Here is a 25,315-nt window from a genome sequence, read left to right on the forward strand (position 1 = left end):
GTTATCCTATTTAGAATATTCCTGCATTTCTTGTAACCTCTTATACATACCATTTTCAACGGCCATCAAGTCTACATGGGTTCCTTCTTCCACTACTTGACCTTCTTTGATAACTAAAATCTTATCTGCCTCTTGAATAGTAGATAAACGGTGGGCAATTACAAGTACTGTACGACCTTTCATTAAATGCTGAATTGCATCTTGTACTAACTTTTCAGATTCAGTATCTAAAGCTGATGTAGCTTCGTCTAGAATTAATATATCTGGGTTTTTAAGAATTGCTCTTGCTATACTTAAACGTTGCTTTTGCCCTCCAGATAATTTTGAACCTCTATCACCAATAACAGAATTGTATCCCTCTTCTGTTTTAATAATAAACTCATGTGCATTGGCAATTTTAGCGGCTTTCTCTACTTCTTCTAAAGTAGTTTCTGTACCAAATGCTATGTTATTATATATTGTATCATTAAACAAAATAGATTCTTGCGTTACAATACCCATATGAGACCTTAAAGAACTTAAAGTATAATCTTTAACATCATGTCCATCAATTTCAATTTCTCCTGATCTTGGATCATAGAATCTAGGTATTAAATCTGCCAAAGTAGATTTCCCTCCACCAGAAGGACCTACTAAAGCTAACATCTTACCTTTTTCTAATTTAAAGTTGATATCCTTTAATACATCTTTATCTTCATAACCAAAGCTTACACCTTTAAACTCAATGCCTTTTTCAAATTTATCTAATGATTTAGCATCAGGTTTATCTTTAATTTTTGGCTCTGTATCTAATAATTCAAAAATACGCTCTGTTGCAGCCATACCTCTCTGAATACTACTTAAATTACCTGATATTGCTTTTACAGGATTCAATACTTGAGTAAACAAGACAAGATATGCCATAAATTCAGAGGCTGTTAGTGTAGCATCTTCAGACAATACAATTGTACCACCTAAATAAAGTAAGATACCTACAAAGAAAACACCAAGAACTTCTGATAATGGAGAAGCTAATTCTCTTTTAGATGCAAAATCTCTAAATGCTTTAACATAACCTTGATTAAACTTTTCAAAAGATGACGATACGTATTTATCTGCATTAAAACCTTTTACCACACGCATACCAACAATTGTTTCGTCAAGTACTCCTAAAAGTGAACCTGATATATCTTGTAAATTATGTGATACTTGCTTTAATTTTTTTGCAATCAAACCAATTGATATACCCGATACTGGTAATATCAAGAAAACAAACATTGTCATCTTTGGAGAGATATAGATTAATGTTGAGAAAAAGATCACCAACATAATTGGGTCTTTTATAAAGGTTACTAATGCTCCAAAGGCATTCTCAGATTCTGTTACATCTGTAGTTGACCTCGCCATTATATCACTTTTTCTAGAATTAGTTAAGTAACCAATATCTAATGATAATACTCTCTGGAAAACACTTGTTCTTAAAGAGGCTATGGTCGTTCTTCTATAATTTTCTGCAAGTCTTCTTTCTATATATCTAAATACATTGGTAAATAATGATGCTAAAAATGTGAATAAACAAATAAGCATCAAAGCACTTAATTTACCTTTCTCCAACATTAAAATACCAAACTCTTGATAAGTATATTCTTTTATGAATTCCATATTAAAATGAAAATCATTTAAAGTCAATAATTTTTCAGGTATTTCAAATGACTTTTCACTATTAAATAATATATCTAACAATGGAATCATTAAACCAAAATTAAGTAAGCTAAATACACTCATAAAAAGTGTAACAAAGAAGTACGGAACTAAGAATGATGGTAAATTACCTGTAAAGGTTAAAAGTCTTTTATATATTTTCATATGCCCTTAAAGCTTTTTTATCAGCCAATAAAATTATAATTTCAACAAATGTAATCATTGAAATTATAATCGTTGCTACTTAATCGCTAGATAATAACATCTATTTCAAAGTCTTTACTATTTTTGATATCTAAATAATAAAAAATATGAATAATCGAATTGCATTAATTATTGGTAGTACTGGTTTGATAGGTAAAAATATTGTTACGTTGCTTACAGAAAATGAGCAATACGATAAAATAATTTCAATTACTAGAAGACCTTTAGGTATTAGCCACCCTAAACTTTCCGAAGTAATTACAAATTTCGAGAACCTTACTACTCTAGAATTATCAACAGATATTGATGTTGCTTTTTGCTGCTTAGGAACTACAATGAAACAAGCAGGTTCTAAAGAGGCTTTTTATAAAGTTGATCATACCTTTATTATTGATTTTTTTAAATTAGCTAAACGTTATAATGTTAAGAATAGCTTGGTAGTATCTTCTATGGGAGCTGATAAACACTCTTTTATTTATTATAACAAAGTAAAAGGAGAAACAGAATATGCTTTAATGAACCTTGGTTTACCTGTACTAAATATATTTCAACCTTCGTTATTAATAGGAAACAGAGAAGAATCTCGCTTTGGAGAAGATCTAGGAAAAGTTTTCAATCAATTTCTTAGCCCAATTATTCCAAAAAAATACAAAGGTATTGAAGGTATAACTGTCGCAAAAGCTATGATTAGTCAAGCTGCTCTTATTCCCTCTAAAAAAGTTTCATTTTTTACTTCAGACCAAATACAGGAGTTAGGTAAGTAACATTTTACCCTAAACTCCTCTTTAATTCTACACTTTACTGACTACTATGACTTCTAAACTTCTTATATATAGTGCTATTGCCTCTTTTTGTATATCAATTTTGAGTATTACAAATGGATTAGCACAACATAAAACTCCCAATGTAAACCCTGCTACGGATAAACATTGGGCTTTAACAGTTTTTGGAGGAACAAGTAATTATTTTGGTGATTTGACTTCTAAAGCATCTCCATTTTCTGTTAATTCTGCTTTAACTAGTGGAAGTTTTGGTTTTGGTTATGAAAAGCGATTTTCTCATCGTTTTGTATTAAGAGGCGAGTTCTCTTGGGCAAGAATTAAAGGTGATGATGCACAAACAGCATCTATAGGTAGTTTTGAATACGATAGGAATTTATCTTTTAGAAATGATATTTACCAACTTTCAGCGCTCGCACAATTTGATTTAATTCCTCATTATGGTCATTACTCAGAGAGAAAACGGTTTACACCTTATCTATTAACGGGTTTAACTACATTTCTTCATACCCCAAAAGGAAAAACAACTGCAGAATATGGTAGTACTTGGGTAGATCTTTCTTCTTTAGGGACAGAAGGACAAGGAAATGAAAACACCAGAAAGAAATATAATAAAGTAGGTATTGCTGTTCCTTTTGGTCTTGGTGTAAATATAAAAGTGACCGATAGAATGGATGTTGGTCTTGAATGGATTACAAGATTTACTTTTACAGATTATTTAGACGATGTAAGTAAAAATTATGCTGGTGATGCTTCGTTTGGAAATAATCAATTAGCCGCCGCAATGGCAGATCGCTCACAAGAAAGTAGTGCAGTATTAACCGGTCAACCTAGACAAGTACCTACTTACAAATTTGGACCTGGAGATAAAAGAGGCAGTAATAATAAAAGAGATGGGTATTCTAACTTTCTCATAAAAGTCAGGTATATTTTGTCTAAAAATGAAGCTCCTAATAAATTATCGTGGCTCCATAAAAACAGCGAACAATACAATACAATAGGTGTTCATTCTGATAAATTAGCGAACTCCACTCGTGATATTTCTGAATTTGATAAATATAAAAGTCGATATACAATTCAAAATTTAGCAATAAATACAGAAGGTTCAGAACGTTCTCCAAACTTCTATCATGATGGGTTAATTTATGCTACTGATAGGAACGATAGAAAACACTTTAATAAAGCAACTAGAAAATCATATTATAACTTCTATTACGCCCCATTAGCAGATCTTTATAAAAATGAACAGACAAGGCCCGTTAATATTGAAAATGATGACCTAAAAAAGTACCATCATCATTCAGCCTATCAAATTAATGATACTCAAATTATTACAACGCTTTATTCTTCAGACCTACCTAGTCAGAAAGTAGCACAACACAAACTATTTTTAATTGATATTTTAGGAGAAAACATTTGGGCTGAAGCAATAGAGTTACCTTTTAATAACGAACATTACTCTATATCAGAGCCTACTATCAGTAAAGACGGTACCACAATGTACTTTGTATCTGATATGAAAGGCGGATATGGTGGTACTGATATTTATGTTAGTTACAGATATAAAGAACAATGGACCTATCCTATAAATCTTGGGGGTATAGTTAATACTTCCGGTGATGAAGTTTCTCCTTTTTTACATGATGATGGTACCTTATATTTTGCATCAAATGGTCATAAAGGAATGGGTGGTTTAGACCTATTTGAAACAATTGCTAAAGATGATAAAATATTTGCCGTTACAAACCTAGGTAGTCCTATCAACTCACCTTATGATGACTTCGGATTACTACTTAATAAAGTAAAAAGAATTGGTTATTTCACCTCTAATAGAGTTGGTGGTAAAGGAGGAAACGACATTTATCAACTTAACGTAAATGAAATTAATGTTTCAAGAATGCTAACCGATGAACACGAAAACCTATTTGTTGTTGAGGAGATGAAATTAAAAGGAAAAGTGATTTCTAAAGATACTAGAACTGCTTTACCTAAAATTTTAGTGAGTCTAAAAAATACAGAAACCAATGCATTAATCACAAAGCGTACAGATAAAAATGGTGTTTTTGAATTTGATGTCTCAAACGAATCTAACTATGAGATATTCCCTTCTGCATTTGGCTATAAAAGAATGAAACCTACCAAAATATCTACTGTTGGTGTATTTGGGGTTGATGAAATAACAAAAACACTTCTTATAGCACCTCTTGCTAAAAAAGTAAAACTTTACGGGCAGGTAACAAATAAACAGACAGGTGAGTTATTAAAGAATATTGAACTTGTTTTTATATCTCCTAATGAAGACGAAAACATTTATGTAAAATCTGATGGTGAAGGTAATTACAGTATGGAAATCAACAAGGATAAAAAGTACTTCTTCTTTGTAGAGGAAGATGGATTCCTCCAAAAAAACTATGCTATACCAGATCTTTCAAAATTTAGATCAGTTTCTTCTATGAAATATAACATAAGGTTAGCCCCTAAAGAATAAAAAACAGCCTCTGATTTCTAGAAAATCAGAGGCTGTTTTTTTATGTTATTTCAATTTAATAGTTCAATTTAAAATCTTTAATTCTTAATAAACTACCCACACCTCCAGATTTTAAATCGGCACCTTCAGCACTAGACGAAAAAACTACAATTATATGTGTAGGTCTAGCATTCGTTTCTGGATAAAATCCATTTTCAGGTAACTCGTCTTTCGTTTCAGAAGGCATCATGTAATCTTCAAAAGAACTTTCACCAAGTACAATAGGTACTGTTATTTCAGTCCATTCTGTTACAGTTTCATCACTTCTTGGCATCCAGCCGGTTCCAAGTCTGTACCTCTTTCCATCTTCTCTAACTTGCAATAAAACGTAAATATCAGATTTATCAATTACAGAAGTAGCCCCACTAGGAGTATAAGATTGAGGTTCATATTGATATGAAGCCGTGAAACTTATTGGTTTACTAGTAAAATTATAACCAAAATCTATTTGAACATCTGCAATTCCACTTCCTTGAATATCACCAACAAATAATGACCCTGCAGCCAAAATACCTAATGTACTCTTTGTTTCAAGTTGTGCATACTCTGGATTATCAAATGATGGCATTGGTACTAAAGTTCTAGGATATGTTGGAAAAGAAACATCTGCAGCTCCTTTATCACCAGAACGCCAAGGTGAACTACTTAAATCGTTACCTGGTAAAAAGTAACTATTTTTTCCTGTTCCTTGCTCAAACCAAGTTAAAAAATTAGAAAAAGGTATTTGATTCTCTGATTCCTTAATTGTTACTTTCCATTGTTCAGAACCTCCATCTTCAGCAGTTACTAAATAATTTACAGTATCCAGGAAATTTTGTTTTTCTCCTACTCCTGGATTAATTATAGACAAACTAGAAGTTGTAATTGAAGTTGGTGCTAAACTAGACCTATCTACTGTACTATCAAGAGGTACCTTTATAATTCTATTAATAGAGTCTATTTCACTAGTTCCTGATTGCTGTTCTAACTCAAATGCCAAAATTTCAGCTTTTGGAGACAACCCAAAATAATCCCAATCTATACAAGAAGTCATTAAAACTGCTAAGACTCCTAAAGTTATTAATTTTAATATTTTCATAATTCAGTTTACAATTTAGAAGTAGTAAGCAACAGCTAATTTGATTTGTAATAGGTTAACTTTAAAATTTAAATCAAAGTCTGTTCTTTGACTTTCTTCTGTATAATTAGTAGTACTTTGTTGATGATCCATTTCTAAACCTAATAACCCAACTGAAGCTTCAAAAGCAAAACCATCCATAATAAAGGCTGCCAAACCAGGCTGAATACCAATACCCAATGTTACTCTATCTGTTTTCGTTTTTGTTAATGCTGAAGCCGTTTCATTTTGCTTTAATGTAGTCCCAAAACCCACTTGAAGTGATGTCTGATTAAAGATACTGAATCGTCTATTTTTAGATAAAGGAATATAATTTCTTATAAAAGGAGCAATATAATAACCATGAGATATAGATTTTAAATGATTATCTTCTCCGTTAGCAGAATACCTTTCATTTTTGTTACTACTGCTATAAGAAAACTCTAAACCAGTCATAAAAAAATCTTTGATAAAATAACCTCCTTGAACACCTACTTCAAAATGACCATTATCTTGATAATGTAATTGGCGAATAAACTGATCTTCATTTTCTGCAGAACTAGAAGACAGTTGTAACGTTAAGGACGTATACCACTGGCCTTTATTTTGATTCTTATTAAAATCTAAGTCCCTAGGATCTACATCAGGCTTCGTCTTTAAACTATCTTGTGCAAAAGATAGTGATACTATCATTGATAGCATCAAGGGTAATAATAGTTTGTACATATGTAAATTGAATAAAAGAGAGTATTATAAATAAGAAGAGTAAAATTATTTCTTTTTCTTAGCTCTAGGAGTAGTATACATTGGCCAGCATGGAATTCTATACAATAGTCTATATTGGAAATTTAATCTAGATCTATTGTCTTTATTAAAATACCATCCTGGAATATCATTCTTTGTAATTACTGTTGGAGGGAAATCCTTTTTAATGGTATAAGCAAAACCAAAATCAGCAGTTAATCCTTTATATATAGCTAGTTTTAAACTAACCGTAACTTCATACCAATCAACATTAACATTCTTTTCAGTTAAATGCTTTAAGGTTGCTCCTTCTTCCCAATAACCATTACCACTACTATAATAATCAGCAGATTGATCAAAAGTAGAATTTGCATACTTAAAGCCAAATGTAAGGCCACTTGATTTTGAAGATTTTTTCATTACATTATATTCCAAACCATAACGATAAAAACTTCCATTACTATTATAATTAAAAAAATTTGAATTAATATTAGTTCTAGTTCTATCCATTTGCCCATATTCCATTGTTACATAGAAAGCATTTCTGATCATTAAATCACCATATAAAGTATATGCGTTCATTTCATTATCAAACGCTGACTGCATTAATGGGCGCATATCTACTCCAAGGCGAACAGCTGACAACACAAAAAAACCTGATCCTTTAGGTTCTCCTTTTTTATTTAAGGGCCAAGGTTCTCCTACAATAGCAGAGGTATCTTGCATAACCCCAGAAGAATCTGATGCTAGGTTGGTTTGTTCTTGAGCAAAAAGAGAAAAATGTATGCTCAAGATAAAGAAACAGCATTGTATCAAAAACCTCATATTTTTAATTATATAGTTTGACATTTGGCCAATCTGCATTTGTATTTATTACTTGACGATCTATCTGCATTTTCTTAAAAATTGGACCATTTGGAAAAATAAATTCAATATCTTGTTTCCCTCCAGATTCTAATTTTAAATCACCAATTCCATTTAAGAAAATACAACCTGTTTCATCATCACTAATAGTTGTCTTTGCATTAAAAACTACCTTCATTTGTTGCGTTAATATATCAACATTATTCTCTGTATATTCAAATTCGAAAGTAGTAGTTCTAGTTCCTTCAACAGGTAAAAAAACAGTACTAAAGTTATCTCCTGATGTATATAGGGGATCATTTGCTTTTCCTACAATATGAATAGACTTAAACCTCATCGTCTTTGGCTCTCCTGTATCATTATTAAAAAATGACACAACCAAATTTCTACTAGGTGATTTAGATGATGCATCACAAATATCTAACAGAAATTGAATATTTTCATTCGCTGTATCCGCAGAGACTATTGAATTTACAACAATTACGGAATCAAACAAAGCTCCTTTTACTCCAGAGTAAGAACCAGTTCCTTCTTTATTAGGATCTCTTGATACACCTAAACCGATCAATTGTTCATAAGCTCCACAATCTGGACCATTTACATTTACAGAACTTTCGTAGTCTATATATGTTGTATCTGCTAAACCTTTAGCAGCAAAAGAAAAACCAGTCTGACGTGTAGTTATTTTTAATGGCAATAAATATTTGCCATTACTCATAGGAGGTATATCAATACCTCCAATTCCTGAAACAGATTCAAAATTAATTGTTTTTAAAGGTTGATCAGGATTATTTTTATCATAAAAAGCACCAACTGCATACGATGACGGATTTGAATAAGGATCACAATCACGACAAGAAGGTAGGCTAAAAAATATAGATAGAGGTATTAAACATAATAAACCTCGTTTGATTGACAATTTCATAAGACAAATTTAATTACCAATTCTCAATTTAAAAGGATTATTCTATGTTAGATTCATTTTTATTAAATTATTCCATTCAATATAACATATGATCAAATACTTAATCAAAAAATATAATTGATAAAGCTAGATGTTATATTCAATTTTCGGCATAAAAAAAGCTACTCCCCGAAAGAAGTAGCTTCACCTGATAGCATTTAAAATTGATTACTTTTAGAGCATCAATTAATTATTTTAATAGCTCATAAATACCTGCAACACCTTGGCCACCACCGACACAAGCTGTTACCATTCCATATTTCTGGTCTCTTCTGCGCATTTCGTTAAATAGTTGTACAGATAATTTAGCACCTGTACAACCTAGTGGATGCCCTAATGCAATAGCTCCACCGTTTACATTTACAATATTAGGATCAAGATCAATATTTTTTAATACTGCTAATGATTGTGCTGCAAATGCTTCGTTCAATTCTACCTGATCTATATCAGAAAGTTTTAAACCTGCTTGTGCTAATGCTCTCGGAATAGCTTCTACTGGTCCGATACCCATTATTCTTGGGTCTACACCTGCAGATGCATAAGATACCATTCTTGCAATTGGCTCAAGTTTTAATTCTTTCACCATTCTTTCTGACATCACCATTACAAAAGCTGCTCCATCTGATGTTTGTGAAGAGTTACCTGCAGTTACTTGACCACCTTGTTTAAAGGCTGCTTTTAAACGGCCTAACCCTGCCACATCAGATTTACGAGGACCTTCGTCTGTATCAACAATAAATTCTCTTGTTTTCTTACGATCACCTTCTATATAAGTCTCTTTTACAGTAATAGGAACAATTTCATCTTTAAACTTTCCGTCCTTAATTGCTGCTAAAGCCTTATTATGTGAGTTTACTGCAAATTCATCTGCTTCATCACGGTCAATACCGTAATCTCTAGCAACTTCTTCGGCAGTTAACCCCATATTTAAATAATACTGAGGTGTTTCTGTTGCAATTTTATAGTTCAAACCTGTCTTGTATCCCATCATAGGAACCATAGACATAGATTCTGTACCACCTGCAATAATACAATCTGCCATACCTGCTCTAATTTTAGCAGTAGCCATAGAGATTGTTTCTACACCAGAACCACAGTATCTGTTTACTGTAACACCTGGAACTTTTAAATTATCTGGTGCAAAAGCCAATAATGAAATCATTCTTGCCATTTGCATACCTTGTTCTGCTTCAGGAATTGCACAACCTACAATTAGGTCATCAATTCTTGTTGGATCTAAAGCTGGAACACTCTGTACTAGATGTTGAATAACATCTGCTGCTAAATCATCAGGACGAGTAAAGCGGAATCCCCCTTTCTTCGACTTGCCGATAGCTGTTCTATATCCTGCTACAATGTAAGCTTCCATTTTTCTTAAAGTTTGGTAGGAGTTTTTTACTCCTAGCATGTTTGTATTTTATGTGATCAATTCTTTTAATAATCTTTAAAAAAAGATTTAGTTTCTTAATGGTTTACCTTTAAAGATGATACTTTGGATACGCTCCAATGTCTTCTTCTCTCCAGATAAACTTAAGAATGCTTCACGCTCTAGATCCAATAAATATTGTTCTGATACGTAAGCTGGCGCTGATAAATCTCCGCCATTAATCACATAATTTAATTTACGAGCGATTTTCGCATCGTGTTCAGATGCCCAGTGTGCATATTGCATACCTGCTACACCTGCTTCAAACAATGCCATACCACCACGGCCTTGAACTTTAATATCTCTTCTTTGATTTGCTTGAGCATATCCTAAAGCTGACATTTCTAACACACGTGTTTTAGCATCTGCAATTACACGTTTTCTGTTTAATGTAACTTTTGAATGAGCGTTCATAAAGCCCATATCACGCATTTCTTCTGCTGATGTTGCTACTTTAGCAGTAGCAATACTCATAAATGCATCTTGTAAACGGTTATATTCTGGGTCTCCGGCTCTAAACGAATCAGAAACGCGTAAAGCCATTTCTTTTGTTCCGCCACCAGCAGGAATTAAACCTACACCAACTTCTACAAGTCCCATATACGTTTCTGCATGAGCCTGAATTGCGTCACAATGCATAGATAATTCACATCCACCGCCTAGTGCAAGCCCAGAAGTTGCTGCTACAACAGGAATTGATGAGTATCTTACTCTCATCATTGTTTTCTGGAATTGAGCAATCATCATATTGATTTCATCATATTCCTGATCACATGCAAACATAAAGAGCATTGCTAAATTGGCACCTGCAGAAAAGTTTGCAGACTCATTACCAATAACAATTCCTTTCCATCCTTGCTCCTCAGCAATAGCAATTGCAGTATTAACACCTTCAAGGTTTTCACCTCCTAAGGCATTCATTTTTGTATGGAACTCTAAGTTCAGTACGCCATCACCAATATCAAATAAAGTAGCACCTGGATTACTCCAAACAACTTTCTCTCCTCTTAATGTTTCTAACATTACTAGAGATTCTGTTCCTGGAACTACTTTGTAAGATTTAGAAGGGATATCATAATAAAGACGTTTACGGTCTTCATTTTTGTAGAATGATGTATGACCTGCTTCTAGCATTTCATATACCCAAGCTGCTGGTTTTTCACCTGCTGCTTCCATTTTTTCTACAGTTTCTTTTACACCAAGAATATCCCAAGTTTCGAAAGGACCTAACTCCCATGCAAAACCTGCAGCTACTGCTTCATCAATTCTGAAAAGTTCGTCTGCAATTTCTGGAATACGATTAGAGCAATAGCGGAAAATATCAAAGAATGTCTTACGATAAAATTCTCCTGCCTTATCTTCAAAATTTAAAAGAATCGGTAAACGTTCTCTTAAATTATCGTTATCTTTTACTGCTTCTACAGCTTTAAATTTAGCTCTTGTTTTAGGGCCATATTCAAAAGTTTCTAGATTAAGTTCAAGAATAACTTTCTTACCTTTCTCGTCTTTTGTCTTTTTATAATATCCTTGTTTTGTTTTATCTCCCCACCATTTACGGTCGTTCAACTCGCTAACAATTTTCGGAAGAACAAAACGTTCTTTAGATTCATCTTTAGGTAATCCTGCATGTAAACCAGCAGAAACTTTAACTGTAGTATCTAAACCTACAACATCCATTGTACGGAAAGTTGCAGATTTTGCTCTACCAATTAGCGGGCCCGTTAATTTATCTACTTCACCTACTGTTAAGCCCATTTCTTGAACTGTATGCATGCCCGACATAATTGCATATACACCAATTCGATTGGCAATAAATGCAGGGGTATCTTTACATAAAACAGTTTCTTTTCCTAAATGAACATCACCGTAATGCATTAAGAAGTCTATAACATCTTGGTCTGTACTAGGCCCAGGAATAACTTCTAATAATCTTAGATAACGTGGGGGGTTAAAAAAGTGTGTACCACAGAAGTGCTTAACAAAGTCGTCGCTTCTTCCTTCACACATAAATTTAATTGGAATACCAGATGTATTAGAAGTAATTAAAGTACCAGGTTTACGGTATTTCTCTACTTGTTCAAATACAATTTTCTTGATATCGATGTTTTCTACAACTACTTCGATTACCCAATCTACTTTAGAGATTTTTGGCATATCATCAGTAAAATTACCTGTAGAAACCAAGCGCTCAATTCCTTTTTTGAAAATGGGTGCAGGTTTTGATTTTAATGCCGATTTTAAAGCATCATTTACAATTCTATTACGAACTGATTTAGTTTCAAGCGTTAAACCTTGGGCCGCTTCTTTCTCTGATAATTCGCGAGGTACGATGTCAAGAAGTAAAACTTCTACACCAATGTTCGCAAAGTGACATGCAATTCTAGATCCCATTACTCCGGAACCCAAAACCGCCACTTTCTTGATAGTTCTGTTTTTCATCGGTTTACCGATTTTGTGTTGTTATTTTATGTGTATTCTAAATTGAATCGAGTCTTTAGACTTATATAAAGTCACTCGTAAAATTACTTAGGAACATTCTCCTCTGTAATTCCAAAGCTTTTCAAACGATCCCGTATTTCATCAAACATCTGACCTTTCGGGTCTCTTATCACTTCATTGATTTTATCAATTACATGAAAAAATACACCTAACTCATCTTCAGATACTTTTTCTTCTACCCTACGTTGAAAAACTTTTACGGTTTGTTTTGACATTTCACGCTTTGCTTGCCCAAAATCTGTAAGACGGATAATAACTTTACGCTTATCTGTTTTATCAGCTACACGTTCAATTAATCCTTTTTCTTCAAAGCTTTTAAGCATACGCGTTAAACTTCTGGCTTCCATTCCCATTAAAGGGGCTATTTTAGTAGCTGGAGTACCTTCAATTGGATCGATATTTAACAATACGAAACCAATAGAATGGGAAATATCAAAATCTGCACCTAATAGGTTATACATTTTAGAAATGCCTAACCAAGTTGCTTTAATACTTAAATCTATCGACTGTTTCTTTTTTTCAGATTTGCGTAACTCTCCCATGCATTCATGATAATTTTGTGATGTGTGTTGTGTGTGTGTTTATCGCTTGGATGAATAGTTGTATACTGAGTCAAAATTCAGAGAATTTAGAATACAGATTAATAACAATTTGCTCATCTCATGATCAAATATAGAAATATTTAGTATGCATGCATAACATTTTTGAAAAAGTTTTTATAAAAATTATTTTTAAAACTTGTATAAATCATAAAAGAACTATCACAATACAGTCTTTTAAAGGATGCTTCAAAACATTTAATTACATTTGTGAGTAGTTTTGTTGTGTGAACAACCTTTAGCATTATCAATCATAGAAACTTACAGATAAAAGCAGAATGAAAGAACTCGCTTATCTTAATAAATATATACTCAAATACGGTTTTAGGCTTTCATTGGGAGTAGTCTTCATGATTATATCCAATATTTTTGCCATTGCCCCGGCGCAAGTTGTAAGGTATGCATTAGACCTAGTAGTGGACACTTTAAAAACACAAACTGTTTTACAAGAGAGTGCTTTTTATGATCAATATATAAATGATTTCTTCCAAGTGGTTTTACTTTATGGAGGGATTATAGTATTGATGGCATTTTTAAGAGGAATTTTCTTATTCTTTGTCAGACAGACAATAATTGTAATGTCGCGTTTGATAGAATTTGATTTAAAGAATGATATTTTCGAACACTACCAGAAGTTATCTCTTAGTTTTTATCGTAGAAACAACACAGGTGATTTAATGGCTAGAATTTCTGAAGATGTAAGCAAAGTAAGAATGTACCTTGGTCCTGCAATTATGTACAGTATCAATATGGTGATCTCTTTTGTACTTACTATTTCATTAATGTTGAGTATTAATGTGAAGTTAACTTTTTGGGCATTATTGCCTTTACCGTTGTTATCAATTAGTATCTATTTTGTAAATAATATTATAAATAAGAAATCAGAATTGATTCAGCAGCAACTTTCTACAATGTCTACATTTGTTCAAGAAGCATTCTCTGGTATTCGAGTGATTAAAGCATTTGTAAGAGAGAAAGAATCATTATCTAAGTTTACTGATACAGCAAATGAATACCAAGATAGGCAATTAGAATTGGCCAAAGTAAACTCATTATTTTATCCATTAATGTTATTTTTAATTGGTTTATCAACAATTTTAACCGTTTACGTTGGTGGTATTGAAGTGGGCGAAGGTGCTATTACACCTGGAGTTATTGCTGAATTTATTATGTATGTAACTCTCTTAACTTGGCCTGTCACCTCTTTAGGTTGGGTAACAAGTATTGTACAAAGAGCTGCTGCATCTCAAAAGCGTATCAATGAATTTCTAAATATTGAACCAGAAATAACATCTCCTACAGAAGACTCTTTTGATATTAAAGGTGATGTGAAATTTGAAAATGTAACATTAGTTTATCCTGATTCTGGCATAAAAGCACTTGATAATTTATCTTTTGAGATTAATGCTGGAAAAACTTTAGCTATTCTTGGAACAACAGGATCCGGGAAAAGTACAATTGCAAGTCTTATTGCAAGATTATATGATCCTACAGAAGGAAGAATTTTAATAGATGGTAAAGATCTTAAAAAATTAAACCTGCATGATGTTAGATCACAGATAAATATGGCGCCTCAAGATGTTTTCTTATTCTCTAATACTTTAAAGAATAACATTGCATTTGCTAAAAGTGATGCAACAGATGAAGAAATTATCACTGCTACAAAAAATGCAGGGTTATGGGAAAACATCCAACAAATGGAATATGGTTTAGATACAATTGTTGGAGAAAGAGGTATCACTCTTTCAGGAGGTCAAAAACAACGAACTACTATTGCTAGAGCTATTTTAGGTACTCCTAAAATTCTTGTATTAGACGATAGCCTTTCTGCTATTGATACAAAAACAGAAAATGCCATTCTTAACAATTTACAAACTGTTATGAAAGGCAGAACATCAATAATTATCTCACATAGGGTGTCTTCGGCAAAATTAGCTGATAAAATTATTGTTATGCATGAAGGTAAAATATTAGAACAAGGGTCTCATAATGAATTACTTACTATAGAAGGTCATTATAAATCTTTATTTGACCAACAATCTAAATCATCAAATTAGCAAATATTTAAAAATAACTTCTTAGATTTGTTACATCTTAACGAATTACCCGTTAACATCAAGAAGTAAGTAAACCCATTTTATTAGTGAATATCTCATATACTAATCGTATTTTAGATATAGATAATTCTATTAACAACTGCGTTAAAGTGACATTCAACGATCAAAATAAAACTCAAGTGATTACAGAAACTACTTTTAGAGAACTCTTTGATAAATATTATGAGAGTATCAAAAGTTTTGTTTACTATAAACTTGGTGATATTGACCTAGCGGAAGATATTACTCAGGAAACTTATGTAAAATTTTGGGAGTCTCGTAGTAAAGTTGTTCTAGATACCGCCAAAACCTATCTATATACTATTGCAAATAATCTTGCTTTAAATCATATAAAGCATGGAAAAGTAGTTTTACAATTTCAACAAAAGAATAGTAAAGCTGATGGAGAATCTGAAACAAACCCAGAGTTTAAAATGGAACTTTCTGAGTTTGAAGATAAACTTCAATCAACTATAAACACTATACCTGATAAAAGTAGAGATGTTTTCCTTATGAACCGTATTGAAGGTTTAACATATAATGAAATAAGCTCACGTTTAGGTATAAGCGTTAAAGCAATAGAAAAAAGAATGAGTAAAGCTTTAAGCATACTCAGAAAAAATCTTGACATTTCGGTATAACTCACCCCCTTTTTAAATCAAAGATAAATAGCGATCGATATCATTAGTTTGTTGTCAACAATTTATTAATTTTGGCATTCAGAGATTTAATAAACCTCTGCTTACAGTATTTTTATTATAACAAATAAACAAATTACTATGATCAATCTCGTATTATTTGGCCCTCCAGGTGCAGGAAAAGGAACACAATCAGACATGATTAAAGAGAAGTATGAACTTCTTCACCTTTCTACTGGAGATCTTTTACGTGGTGAAATTAAAGCGGGTACTCCACTTGGAATTAAAGCAAAAGAACTTATGGACCAAGGTCAATTAGTTCCAGATGAGGTAGTAATTGGTATGATCGATTCTAAAATCAAAGCAAATAAATCTGGTAACGGTTTTATTTTTGATGGTTTCCCTCGTACAGTTGCTCAAGCTGAAGCTCTTGATCAATTAATGGCAAGCAACGATATTTCTGTTTCAGGAATGGTTGCTTTAGATGTAGACGAAGAGGAATTAACAAAACGTATTTTAAAACGTGGCGAAACTTCTGGTCGTACAGATGATAGAAATGAAGATTTAATTCGTGCTCGTGTAAAAGAATACGAAAATAAGACAGCTCCTGTAGCTAATTTCTATGATGCTCAAAGTAAATTAAAATCAATTAGTGGTGTAGGTTCTATCGAAGAAATCTTCGGTAACTTATGTACAGCGGTTGATTCTTTATAATTCGAAAGAAACTTTTAGTAACTTTGCGTTACAAAAGAGGTATTGGTCTCGATCAATACCTCTTTTTTTATGTTATAGATTGACTTTATAGAACAATAAATCAACTTATTATCAATGTTTTATTCGATAATATAGAAGATTTAGGTAGATATTGATTACTTATTCCAATCAGTTGTTAATATACACCCAATCAATAAAGTTCTTTCTCTAACTTTGTAATTCGGCTACAATGTGAACCGTGCATAATGCAAATTGTCCTGTGCATTCTCAATCACTTTGAAGTCTATTTAAGCAATTAAGCAGAAAAAATATGGCATCTTCAAATTTTATAGATTACGTAAAAATATTTACACGCTCTGGAGCAGGAGGCGCAGGCGCGGTATCTTTCCGTAGAGAGAAGCACGTACCAAAAGGTGGTCCTGATGGTGGTGATGGTGGCCGTGGTGGTCATATTATCTTAAAAGCAGATAAACAACTTTGGACTTTACTTCATTTAAAATACCGTAAACATATTCACGGTAATAATGGTGATTCTGGTTCTGGTACTGGAAAAAGTGGTTCAGAAGGTGAAGATATTATTCTTCCAGTTCCACTTGGTACAATTGCAAAAAATGCAGAAACAGGTGAAAAAATTTGTGAGCTTACCGAAGATGGTCAAGAAGTAATCTTAATGAAAGGTGGCCGCGGTGGTTTAGGTAATAAAAACTTTAAAACTTCTACAAATCAAACTCCTAGATATGCACAACCTGGAGAAGATTGCCAAGAAGATTGGGTAATTTTAGAACTTAAAGTATTGGCTGATGTTGGTTTAGTAGGATTCCCTAATGCAGGTAAATCTACTTTATTATCAACATTATCTGCTGCAAAACCAGAAATTGCTGATTATCCATTTACTACAATGGTACCTAATTTAGGTGTTATTTCTTATAGAGATAACCGTTCGTTTGTAATGGCTGATATTCCAGGTATTATTGAAGGTGCTGCAGAAGGAAAAGGTTTAGGTATTCGTTTCTTACGTCATATCGAAAGAAATTCTGTACTACTATTCATGGTTCCTGCAGATAGCGAAGATATTGCTCATGATTATCAGATACTTGTAAATGAATTGACAAAGTACAATCCTGAGTTATTAGATAAAAACAGAGTATTAGCAATTACTAAAAGTGATATGCTAGATGATGAATTAGAAGAAATGATCCAAGAAACATTACCTAATGATGTTCCTTACGTATTTATATCTTCTATCATCCAAAAGGGTATTCCTGTTTTAAAAGATATGCTTTGGGATGCAATTAACGAAGGTGTCGAAGAAATAGAACCTGACTTTGTTGAAGAAGATTACAAATCTACTATACCAACTGATTACAATCCATATCAGGATCGTATAGACTTAGATAATGACGAAGAGGAAAAGTAATTTTTCTTCTTTTCTCAATAAATAAAATAGCCTCAATAAACTTAATTATTGAGGCTATTTTTATATAAAGAGGTTTATTCAAGTTGTATAAACTTCTCTGTGCTATACAATTTTTTAATATGAAATGAAATGACCGGTTATGGATGATTACTTACTTTAACCATGCAGCAAGCATCCAAATTGTTTTTTCTTGCGTACTAATTAATTCTGATAATAAAGCTACAGTACCTTCATCTCCTGCATCTGCTGCTTTTTCTATAACAACTCTTTCTATTCTTAATAATGTAGATAAGTTGTCTACTACCAACTCTACAGAGGTCTTATCTGTTGTGATATTTTTACCTTGTTTAATTTCTGCCGTTTCTAAATAATCTGATAATGTATGAAGTGGTTGAGCACCTAATGTTAGGATACGTTCTGCAACTTCATCAACAGTATCATTTGCTGCAGTATATAACTCCTCAAATTTAGCGTGCAGTTCAAAGAAATTTCTACCTTGAATATTCCAATGTAAGCCTCTCAAATTCTGATAGTATAGCTGGAAGTTTGCTAATAATGTATTCAAATCTGCAGCTAGGCTATTTGCTGTTTCTGCATCTATTCCGATAATATTTAAAGTTGCTGTATTCATGATTGTAATGTTTTTATTAAGTTTTTCCTTTTGATTACATTACAAATATGGAGGTTTTTAATTATAGGTAAAAATACTTAAAATCTATATCTTAATAGATATAATCTATATGTATTAAACTAAAAAAGGAAGCTATCTTTCAATAACTTCCTTTTATATCATTATTAATTGATCTATTAACGATCTATTTTATGCATTTTATCTGGAGTAACAATTGCAAATATTGATGCATATTCAAAGGCTACTTCCTTAAATCTTTGGAATCTACCAGAAGCACCACTATGTCCCGCTTCCATATTTGTCTTTAAGAAAATGAAGTTATTACTTGTATTTTCTTGACGAAGTTTGGCTACCCATTTTGTAGGTTCCCAATACTGTACCTGCGAATCATGTAAACCAGAAGTAACAAGTAAATGTGGATATGCTCCTTCCTTAACCTGATCGTATGGAGAATAAGAAAGCATATAATCATAATATTCTTTCTCATTAGGGTTACCCCATTCGTCATACTCTCCTGTTGTTAAAGGAATAGTATCATCTAGCATTGTAGTCACTACGTCTACAAATGGAACATCCGCAATAATATATTTATACAAATCAGGACGAGCATTCATAACAGCACCCATAAGTAAACCACCAGCACTTCCGCCGTTAATCACAAACTTTTCTGATGATGTATATTTTTGTTCAATTAGAAACTCAGAACATGCAATAAAATCATCGAAAGTATTTTGCTTTTTAAGCATCTTCCCATCCTCATACCATGCTCTACCTAAATCTTCTCCTCCACGTATATGAGCAATGGCAAAAGCGAACCCTCTTTCCATTAAACTAATACGAGATGGACTAAAGGCTACATCATAAGATATACCATAAGATCCATAACCCGTCATATACATTGGCGCATTTCCATCCAATTCAAGACCTTTTTTATAAACAACTGATATAGGAACTTTCACTCCATCTTTTGCAGTTGCGTATAGTCTTTTAGCCTCGTAATCGTTCGAATCAAATTTCCCTAAAACCTTTTGTTGCTTTAGTAAAACCTTTGATCTATCCGTCATACTGTAATCATATTCCGAATAAGGGGTTGTTAGAGAGTTATAGCCATATCTTAATATTTCAGAGTCAAAATCTGGGTTTGTTCCTGTCCACGCACTATACGTTTCTTCTCCAAAATCTAAATAATGCTCGCTTCCGTCTTCCCATTTAATAATGCGAATATGAACTAAACCATTACTTCGTTCTTCTAATACATAGTATTTTTTAAAGATATCTAACCCTTCTAGTAACACATTTGGTCTATGTGCAATCACTTCTTCCCAATTGGCTTTATTGGTAGTATCTGCAGTTTCTGCAACACGCATTAAGCGGAAATTCTTTGCCTCCCAATTGGTTACTACATAGAAATAGCCATCAAAATGAGATACACTATATTCGTGCTCTTTTTCTCTTGGAATAAAAGGAACAAATTCTCCAGTTGGGTTATCTGCTAATAAGATTCTAGTTTCTGTTGTTAACGTAGAACCTGCATCGATTACTAAATATTTACGTGATTTAGAACGTCTAACTCCAATCCAATACGTTTCATCCGTTTCTTCATAAACCAATACATCGTCCTTTTGATCAGTACCTAGAGTATGACGCCATACTTTATCTGGACGTAAAGTTTCGGCATCTTGTGTAGTGTAGAATACTGTTTTACCATCTGCTGCCCAAACTGCATCACCAGATGTATCAGTTAATATATCAGTAAGAATTTCTCCTGTTGCTATATTTTTAAATCTAACTGTGTAAATTCTTCTACCTACAATATCCTCAGCATATGCCATCATATTGGTATCTTCACCAATAGATAGTCCTCCTACTTTGTAATATTTTTTATCTTTTGCTTCAATATTGGCGTCAATAATCACTTGCTCTTCTGCCTCTAGTGATTCTTTTTTACGGCAATAAATTGGGTATTCTCCGCCTTCTTCATACCTAACATAATAAAAGTATCCTCTAGATTTATAAGGAACACTTTCATCTTTCTCTTGAATTCTCCCTTTAATTTCTTCAAATAACTCCTCTTCAAATGATTTATGTTCAGACATAACATCATCTAAATATTTGTTTTCTGCATTTAAGTAATCTATCACATTTTGATTTTCACGATCACGCATCCAATAATAAGGATCGTTACGCTTATCACCATGCATTTCTAATACCTTCGGCTCTTGAAGAGCAACTGGGGGTTGTATATTTTTATTCATATTTATTTCATCAATAGGGCACAAAAATACATTTCTATTTCCGATTGTTAATGCTAAAACATAATTATTTACATTTAAAATTAGAGTAATCATACAACTCAAAAAATCACAACTATTTAAAGTGTTAATGGATTTGTATTTTTTGTGTTCAATCGGAACAAAACTGTTCGCTTTCGAACTTCTTAATGATTAAAAAACACTCTGATTAAACACTAATCAATTGATTATAAGATAATTATAATTTATTGGCATTAAGATGGAATGTATATAAGTGTGTCAAATTAATTTATTTTACAACTCTCAATACCAAAAACATCATGAAAAATTTATTCATCTCAACATTTCTTTTCTTAGCAACAATAGTATCAAGTTTTGCAAATACTTCCGACTTAGAACTTCCTACAGAAGAGAATAGTGCAAAGCTTGTAAAAATGGTAAATAACGCATCTCCTGATGATTGGAAAAATTTCAAGAATGCAGCACTTTTAACTATTAACTGGCAAGGAGATTTAGAAGTAGCAAAAGAGTGGATAGATACAGCTTTATCAATAGATGAAAATGGTTTAACATTAGAAGTTCTTGGTGATTATTATGTATCTAAGGGCGACGAAGTAAAGGCTAGAGATACCTATTTTAAAGCTTTAGAAAATGGCTTTGCATCATTAGATCAAAAAGATATAAATAGACTTCAAAGAAAAATTTTAGTCTATGCTAGAAGATAATTAGTAGAAAGTAATAATAATCCTATTTTTAATAACTCAGAATAAAGCCAAGTAGATTCGTCTGCTTGGCTTTTTCTTTATTTAAAATTTAAGTAAATTGAGAAGCTAATGATTTAAAATACTGCAAACTAACGATTCTCATGCAAGAAAATTTTCTACACTTTATCTGGAAGTTTAAATACTTTCAGCAAACTTCTTTGTCTACTCAAAGGCAAGAAACTTTAACGATTAAGTCTACTGGTCTACATAATCATAATGCAGGGCCTGATTTTCTAAATGCTTCTATCGCTATTAATGATATTGATTGGTATGGACATATAGAAATACATAAAAATGCCTCTGATTGGAAAAAACATAAACATGATAATAACCCTGCCTATAAAAATGTAATTTTACATGTAGTTTGGACTTATGATTATGATATTGTTAGAGAAGATGATACTATAGTCCCTACATTACTTTTAACTCCATTAGTAGATCATAAATTAATAGAGAAATTTGATCATCTGTTTTTAGAAGGCAATACAATTAAGTGCCAACAATTACTAGTTGATGTACCTCGAATTAAAAGAGTTTCAATGCTTGACAGAGTTCTATTTGAAAGAGTAGAGAGAAAAGCTTCAGATATCTTATCATTATTAAAAAACCTTGATAGAAATTGGGAGGAATGTACTTATCAAATACTTACAGAATACTTTGGGTTTAAAGTAAATAATGATGCTTTTAAACGCCTATCAACTCTGATACCTCTACGCCTTCTTAAACTACATGCACATATTCCTTTTCAGAATGAAGCTCTTTTATTTGGTGCTTCTGGGTTAATTGATCAAAATACTATTACTGATGAATACACTCAAAAATTAGTTAGAGAATTTAAATTTTTGAGCCATAAATACAATTTAAAAGGTAAAGAAATGAGTAAGGTAGAATGGAATTATCTCAGATTACGACCCGCTAATTTTCCAAGTATTAGAATTGCTCAATTAGCTGCTATTGTCACAAATATCCCTCATTTATGTTCATCGTTTTTACACATTAACTCTCCCGATATTTTTTATAGACTTATGAAGATTCCAACATCTTCTTATTGGCATTCTCATTATCTATTTAATAAAGAATCTACTAAAGTAATCCCTAAATATATTGGTAAAGCCTCTTTACAGTCTTTATTAATTAATGTGATTATCCCTCTACAATTTGCGTACGGATTAGATAAAGAATTAGAAAGTTATACAGAAAAGGCAATTTCTTTATTAGATCAGATACCTAAAGAAAATAATAAAATCACAAGGCAATGGACTGCTTTAGGATTAAAAAATAATTCTTCTTTAGATTCTCAGGCACTTCTTGAACTTTATAATAATTACTGCTCAAAATCAAGATGTCTTGAATGTGGAATGGGACATCATTTGTTAACTAAGAAAAACGAACACATGAACATCTCATCATAAGTTTGTATATTTGGGATCAACTAATTCAATGTAACAGATTAAACCTATCCACCAATGTCTATAGAATACGATAAAATTGAAAAGGCAGCTTTTATTCTAAAAACAATTGCACATCCGGTTAGATTAAGAATCTTAGAATTATTGGATTGTAATAATAGATTATCTGTAAGCGAAATCTGTGATCAGTTAGATTGTGAGCAATCTTTAACTTCTCATCATTTATCTAATATGAAGCTCAAAGGGATTTTGACTTCAAAAAGAGAGGGTAAAAATATTTATTACTCTTTAAAGGAAAAGGCTGTTATGAATATAATGTCTTGCCTAGAGGAATGTCAGTGTAATATGGGTTAAAGATCCATTGAGTAATAAAAGTAAAACCCTCCACCCTTTCCGTGTCTATTAAACGAATACTCGAATTTTAAGACTGAACTGTAAAAAGTAACGAGGTCTAATCCAAAGCCGTATCCTATTAAGGGTGTATTTGTAAACTCTGCATTTGAGGGGTCAACTTGTGGAAAATAAGAATAACCTGCATCTAGGTAGACTTTAAATAAAACATCTATAGGTACTTGCTTAACATGTTTTGATTTAATAATCGAATCAAATTTAAGCTTTGTAGATAGTGCTCTCCATTTCATTTCATTTTTAAGCACCCCTACATTCTGTCCTTCAATTACATAGTTATCATATCCTCTTACCATTAAACTACCATATCCAATAGCTCTCATATTATTATATGGTACTAGTTCTGGAAAACCTATTTTACCAGCAAAACCACCAAAGTAGAAGAATCGTTTTGTGTTTCCTAATGGAAGAAATTTATTGACAGTCCATGCTACATTAACACTATTAATATCGTCAAAAACTCCTAATCCTATTTTCTCTAATGAAAATTTTAAATAGTAGCCATCTAATGGGTAGCTTGTTATATCTCTTTTATCTCTAGTGTAAGTATAACTCAGTGAAAAATATTTCAACTCGGTTCTACCATCTAAAAAGAAATCCGGATTTAGCATTGCAACAGTGTCTGCAACTTGATCATTAGTAAATTGAAAAGAGAAATTATGATGATCATAAAAACCATATCTTTTACCAAAATTGATAACACCATTCCAAGATCTTCTTAAAACTTCAGTATCATTTTCTACTTCAACAAATTTATTTTCTTCTGTTTTGTAGGCTACCGTTGTTTCTTCTAAAAATGTTCCTTTAAAGGATAAACTTGTCTTCTGTTTTTTATCGATATAAGGAAAAGAATAACCAACAGTAAACTGACGAGAGAAGCCCAACTTTACCAAAAGGTCTAAAGTTTCGTTTCTACCCCTCATATTCCGCTGCTTAAAATCTAGTCCATATTGAATACGAGATAAATCGTGATTTCTGTTATTCCACCACTCATTAAAACTTCTATCTGCTAACTCTAGTAAAGGAACAGGCCAAGTGTACCAACGTTCAACCATGATAAAATCAATATTTATCACATCATCGGCCACTTGAGTAACTAAAACATCAACACTTTCAAAAAGTTGAGTATTAAATACTTTATTTCTTTCGCTAGTAATATAATTTTCAATATTTTTTTTGGGCACTAAGCTTCCTTCACGAATATCTAATTCGCGGTAAATAATTTGTTTCTTAGTTTTTTTATTACCAATTAAATGAATTTCATTTATTGTAACATAGCCAATTGTATCCGCTTTATATTCATTTAAACCCGTAAGTAACAAGTCATTCTGAGCTTGCACTGTAATTGGGTTACAAAATAAAAAGACAGAAACAATAGCTTTCAAAACAAATAAAACAATAGATGATCTATATATTTTTATATGGTTTCTATTCACTGAAGCTTGGATGAAAAAATCAAGCAATTAAGTATCTAACTATTATTAGTACTTTTATATAGAAAAAGTATAATAGTAGATTATATTTGTTCTAGAGTTAAGTAACTTACTTAATAACTTTGCAATATAAGTTCAATATTACTAAGAAATAGTAATATAGTAATTTTA

At 32.1% G+C, this 25,315-nt stretch carries 20 protein-coding genes; 9 read left to right on the plus strand and 11 right to left on the minus strand.

Annotation, left to right across the window (positions count from 1 at the left end; translation table 11 throughout):
• Window positions 1-6: 6 nt before the first annotated feature.
• Window positions 7-1,845 carry an ABC transporter ATP-binding protein gene (locus EI427_RS15185; RefSeq protein ID WP_126616198.1) on the minus strand — a complete coding sequence of 613 codons (1,839 nt, stop codon included), beginning with the start codon at window positions 1,843-1,845 and terminating at the stop codon, window positions 7-9.
• Between the two features lie 146 nt (window positions 1,846-1,991).
• Between EI427_RS15185 and EI427_RS15190 the strand changes: the two genes are divergently transcribed.
• Together EI427_RS15190 and EI427_RS15195 are read left to right on the plus strand one after the other, a co-directional pair.
• Complete coding sequence (locus tag EI427_RS15190; RefSeq protein WP_126616201.1) at window positions 1,992-2,648, plus strand: NAD-dependent epimerase/dehydratase family protein; 657 nt, start codon at window positions 1,992-1,994, stop codon at window positions 2,646-2,648.
• Window positions 2,649-2,694: 46 nt separating this feature from the next.
• Window positions 2,695-5,151, plus strand: a complete 2,457-nt coding sequence (locus EI427_RS15195) for a DUF6089 family protein (RefSeq protein WP_126616204.1) — start codon at window positions 2,695-2,697, stop codon at window positions 5,149-5,151.
• Between the two features lie 55 nt (window positions 5,152-5,206).
• Here EI427_RS15195 and EI427_RS15200 read toward each other — a convergent pair whose 3' ends face one another.
• From EI427_RS15200 to EI427_RS15230, 7 genes are all read right to left on the minus strand, one after another.
• Window positions 5,207-6,268: a PCMD domain-containing protein gene (locus EI427_RS15200; protein WP_126616207.1), complete on the minus strand. Its 1,062-nt coding sequence runs from the start codon at window positions 6,266-6,268 to the stop codon at window positions 5,207-5,209.
• Between the two features lie 15 nt (window positions 6,269-6,283).
• On the minus strand, window positions 6,284-6,979 hold the full coding sequence (locus EI427_RS15205) for an outer membrane beta-barrel protein (protein ID WP_170178489.1): 696 nt from the start codon (window positions 6,977-6,979) through the stop codon (window positions 6,284-6,286).
• Window positions 6,980-7,057: 78 nt separating this feature from the next.
• Window positions 7,058-7,894, minus strand: a complete 837-nt coding sequence (locus EI427_RS15210; protein WP_317125724.1) for a DUF6048 family protein — start codon at window positions 7,892-7,894, stop codon at window positions 7,058-7,060.
• A complete protein-coding gene (locus tag EI427_RS15215; protein WP_126616215.1) occupies window positions 7,860-8,819 on the minus strand; it encodes a hypothetical protein in 960 nt (319 codons plus the stop codon). The genes EI427_RS15210 and EI427_RS15215 overlap by 35 nt, the downstream gene beginning before the upstream one ends.
• 229 nt (window positions 8,820-9,048) lie before the next feature.
• The gene (locus tag EI427_RS15220) at window positions 9,049-10,227 is read right to left on the minus strand and encodes an acetyl-CoA C-acyltransferase (protein WP_126618437.1); all 1,179 of its coding nucleotides are present in this window, start codon (window positions 10,225-10,227) and stop codon (window positions 9,049-9,051) included.
• Between the two features lie 87 nt (window positions 10,228-10,314).
• Window positions 10,315-12,723, minus strand: a complete 2,409-nt coding sequence (locus EI427_RS15225) for a 3-hydroxyacyl-CoA dehydrogenase/enoyl-CoA hydratase family protein (RefSeq protein WP_126616218.1) — start codon at window positions 12,721-12,723, stop codon at window positions 10,315-10,317.
• A gap of 83 nt (window positions 12,724-12,806) precedes the next feature.
• A complete protein-coding gene (locus EI427_RS15230; protein ID WP_126616221.1) occupies window positions 12,807-13,325 on the minus strand; it encodes a MarR family winged helix-turn-helix transcriptional regulator in 519 nt (172 codons plus the stop codon).
• 335 nt (window positions 13,326-13,660) lie between these two features.
• Between EI427_RS15230 and EI427_RS15235 the strand changes: the two genes are divergently transcribed.
• From EI427_RS15235 to obgE, 4 genes are all read left to right on the plus strand, one after another.
• Window positions 13,661-15,439 carry an ABC transporter ATP-binding protein gene (locus tag EI427_RS15235; protein WP_126616223.1) on the plus strand — a complete coding sequence of 593 codons (1,779 nt, stop codon included), beginning with the start codon at window positions 13,661-13,663 and terminating at the stop codon, window positions 15,437-15,439.
• Between the two features lie 149 nt (window positions 15,440-15,588).
• Window positions 15,589-16,119 (plus strand): RNA polymerase sigma factor, encoded by a 531-nt coding sequence (locus tag EI427_RS15240; protein ID WP_126618439.1) that lies wholly within the window; start codon window positions 15,589-15,591, stop codon window positions 16,117-16,119.
• A gap of 138 nt (window positions 16,120-16,257) precedes the next feature.
• A complete protein-coding gene (locus EI427_RS15245) occupies window positions 16,258-16,830 on the plus strand; it encodes an adenylate kinase (RefSeq protein ID WP_126616224.1) in 573 nt (190 codons plus the stop codon).
• A gap of 310 nt (window positions 16,831-17,140) precedes the next feature.
• Entirely contained in the window at window positions 17,141-18,247 is a 1,107-nt protein-coding gene (gene obgE / locus EI427_RS15250) for a GTPase ObgE (RefSeq protein WP_126616227.1), read from the plus strand.
• 151 nt (window positions 18,248-18,398) lie between these two features.
• Here obgE and EI427_RS15255 read toward each other — a convergent pair whose 3' ends face one another.
• Both EI427_RS15255 and EI427_RS15260 read right to left on the minus strand, forming a co-directional pair.
• The gene (locus EI427_RS15255; RefSeq protein WP_126616230.1) at window positions 18,399-18,878 is read right to left on the minus strand and encodes a Dps family protein; all 480 of its coding nucleotides are present in this window, start codon (window positions 18,876-18,878) and stop codon (window positions 18,399-18,401) included.
• Window positions 18,879-19,054: 176 nt separating this feature from the next.
• Window positions 19,055-21,226, minus strand: coding sequence for a S9 family peptidase (locus EI427_RS15260; protein ID WP_240655314.1), 2,172 nt, complete (start codon window positions 21,224-21,226; stop codon window positions 19,055-19,057).
• 224 nt (window positions 21,227-21,450) lie between these two features.
• Between EI427_RS15260 and EI427_RS15265 the strand changes: the two genes are divergently transcribed.
• The 3 genes from EI427_RS15265 (at window position 21,451) to EI427_RS15275 (ending at window position 23,657) form a co-directional block, all read left to right on the plus strand.
• Complete coding sequence (locus tag EI427_RS15265; protein WP_126616235.1) at window positions 21,451-21,855, plus strand: hypothetical protein; 405 nt, start codon at window positions 21,451-21,453, stop codon at window positions 21,853-21,855.
• A 140-nt stretch (window positions 21,856-21,995) separates the two neighbouring features.
• The gene (locus tag EI427_RS15270) at window positions 21,996-23,306 is read left to right on the plus strand and encodes a DUF2851 family protein (protein WP_126616238.1); all 1,311 of its coding nucleotides are present in this window, start codon (window positions 21,996-21,998) and stop codon (window positions 23,304-23,306) included.
• 54 nt (window positions 23,307-23,360) lie between these two features.
• Complete coding sequence (locus EI427_RS15275) at window positions 23,361-23,657, plus strand: ArsR/SmtB family transcription factor (protein WP_126616241.1); 297 nt, start codon at window positions 23,361-23,363, stop codon at window positions 23,655-23,657.
• Here the strand turns inward: EI427_RS15275 and EI427_RS15280 are convergent.
• A complete protein-coding gene (locus EI427_RS15280; RefSeq protein WP_170178491.1) occupies window positions 23,654-25,147 on the minus strand; it encodes a BamA/TamA family outer membrane protein in 1,494 nt (497 codons plus the stop codon). The genes EI427_RS15275 and EI427_RS15280 overlap by 4 nt on opposite strands.
• Window positions 25,148-25,315: the final 168 nt, after the last annotated feature.

It is taken from the genome of Flammeovirga pectinis, assembly GCF_003970675.1.
Classification (GTDB): Bacteria; Bacteroidota; Bacteroidia; order Cytophagales; family Flammeovirgaceae; genus Flammeovirga; species Flammeovirga pectinis.

Excerpts from the sequence above, each read along its gene's own strand:
- EI427_RS15185 (WP_126616198.1), bottom strand. The coding sequence starts at position 1,845 with ATGAAAATATATAAAAGACTTTTAACCTTTACAGGTAATTTACCATCA.
- EI427_RS15190 (WP_126616201.1), top strand. The coding sequence starts at position 1,992 with ATGAATAATCGAATTGCATTAATTATTGGTAGTACTGGTTTGATAGGT.
- EI427_RS15195 (WP_126616204.1), top strand. The coding sequence starts at position 2,695 with ATGACTTCTAAACTTCTTATATATAGTGCTATTGCCTCTTTTTGTATA.
- EI427_RS15200 (WP_126616207.1), bottom strand. The coding sequence starts at position 6,268 with ATGAAAATATTAAAATTAATAACTTTAGGAGTCTTAGCAGTTTTAATG.
- EI427_RS15205 (WP_170178489.1), bottom strand. The coding sequence starts at position 6,979 with ATGATAGTATCACTATCTTTTGCACAAGATAGTTTAAAGACGAAGCCT.
- EI427_RS15210 (WP_317125724.1), bottom strand. The coding sequence starts at position 7,894 with ATGCAGATTGGCCAAATGTCAAACTATATAATTAAAAATATGAGGTTT.
- EI427_RS15215 (WP_126616215.1), bottom strand. The coding sequence starts at position 8,819 with ATGAAATTGTCAATCAAACGAGGTTTATTATGTTTAATACCTCTATCT.
- EI427_RS15220 (WP_126618437.1), bottom strand. The coding sequence starts at position 10,227 with ATGGAAGCTTACATTGTAGCAGGATATAGAACAGCTATCGGCAAGTCG.
- EI427_RS15225 (WP_126616218.1), bottom strand. The coding sequence starts at position 12,723 with ATGAAAAACAGAACTATCAAGAAAGTGGCGGTTTTGGGTTCCGGAGTA.
- EI427_RS15230 (WP_126616221.1), bottom strand. The coding sequence starts at position 13,325 with ATGGGAGAGTTACGCAAATCTGAAAAAAAGAAACAGTCGATAGATTTA.
- EI427_RS15235 (WP_126616223.1), top strand. The coding sequence starts at position 13,661 with ATGAAAGAACTCGCTTATCTTAATAAATATATACTCAAATACGGTTTT.
- EI427_RS15245 (WP_126616224.1), top strand. The coding sequence starts at position 16,258 with ATGATCAATCTCGTATTATTTGGCCCTCCAGGTGCAGGAAAAGGAACA.
- obgE (WP_126616227.1), top strand. The coding sequence starts at position 17,141 with ATGGCATCTTCAAATTTTATAGATTACGTAAAAATATTTACACGCTCT.
- EI427_RS15255 (WP_126616230.1), bottom strand. The coding sequence starts at position 18,878 with ATGAATACAGCAACTTTAAATATTATCGGAATAGATGCAGAAACAGCA.
- EI427_RS15260 (WP_240655314.1), bottom strand. The coding sequence starts at position 21,226 with ATGATTACTCTAATTTTAAATGTAAATAATTATGTTTTAGCATTAACA.
- EI427_RS15265 (WP_126616235.1), top strand. The coding sequence starts at position 21,451 with ATGAAAAATTTATTCATCTCAACATTTCTTTTCTTAGCAACAATAGTA.
- EI427_RS15270 (WP_126616238.1), top strand. The coding sequence starts at position 21,996 with ATGCAAGAAAATTTTCTACACTTTATCTGGAAGTTTAAATACTTTCAG.
- EI427_RS15275 (WP_126616241.1), top strand. The coding sequence starts at position 23,361 with ATGTCTATAGAATACGATAAAATTGAAAAGGCAGCTTTTATTCTAAAA.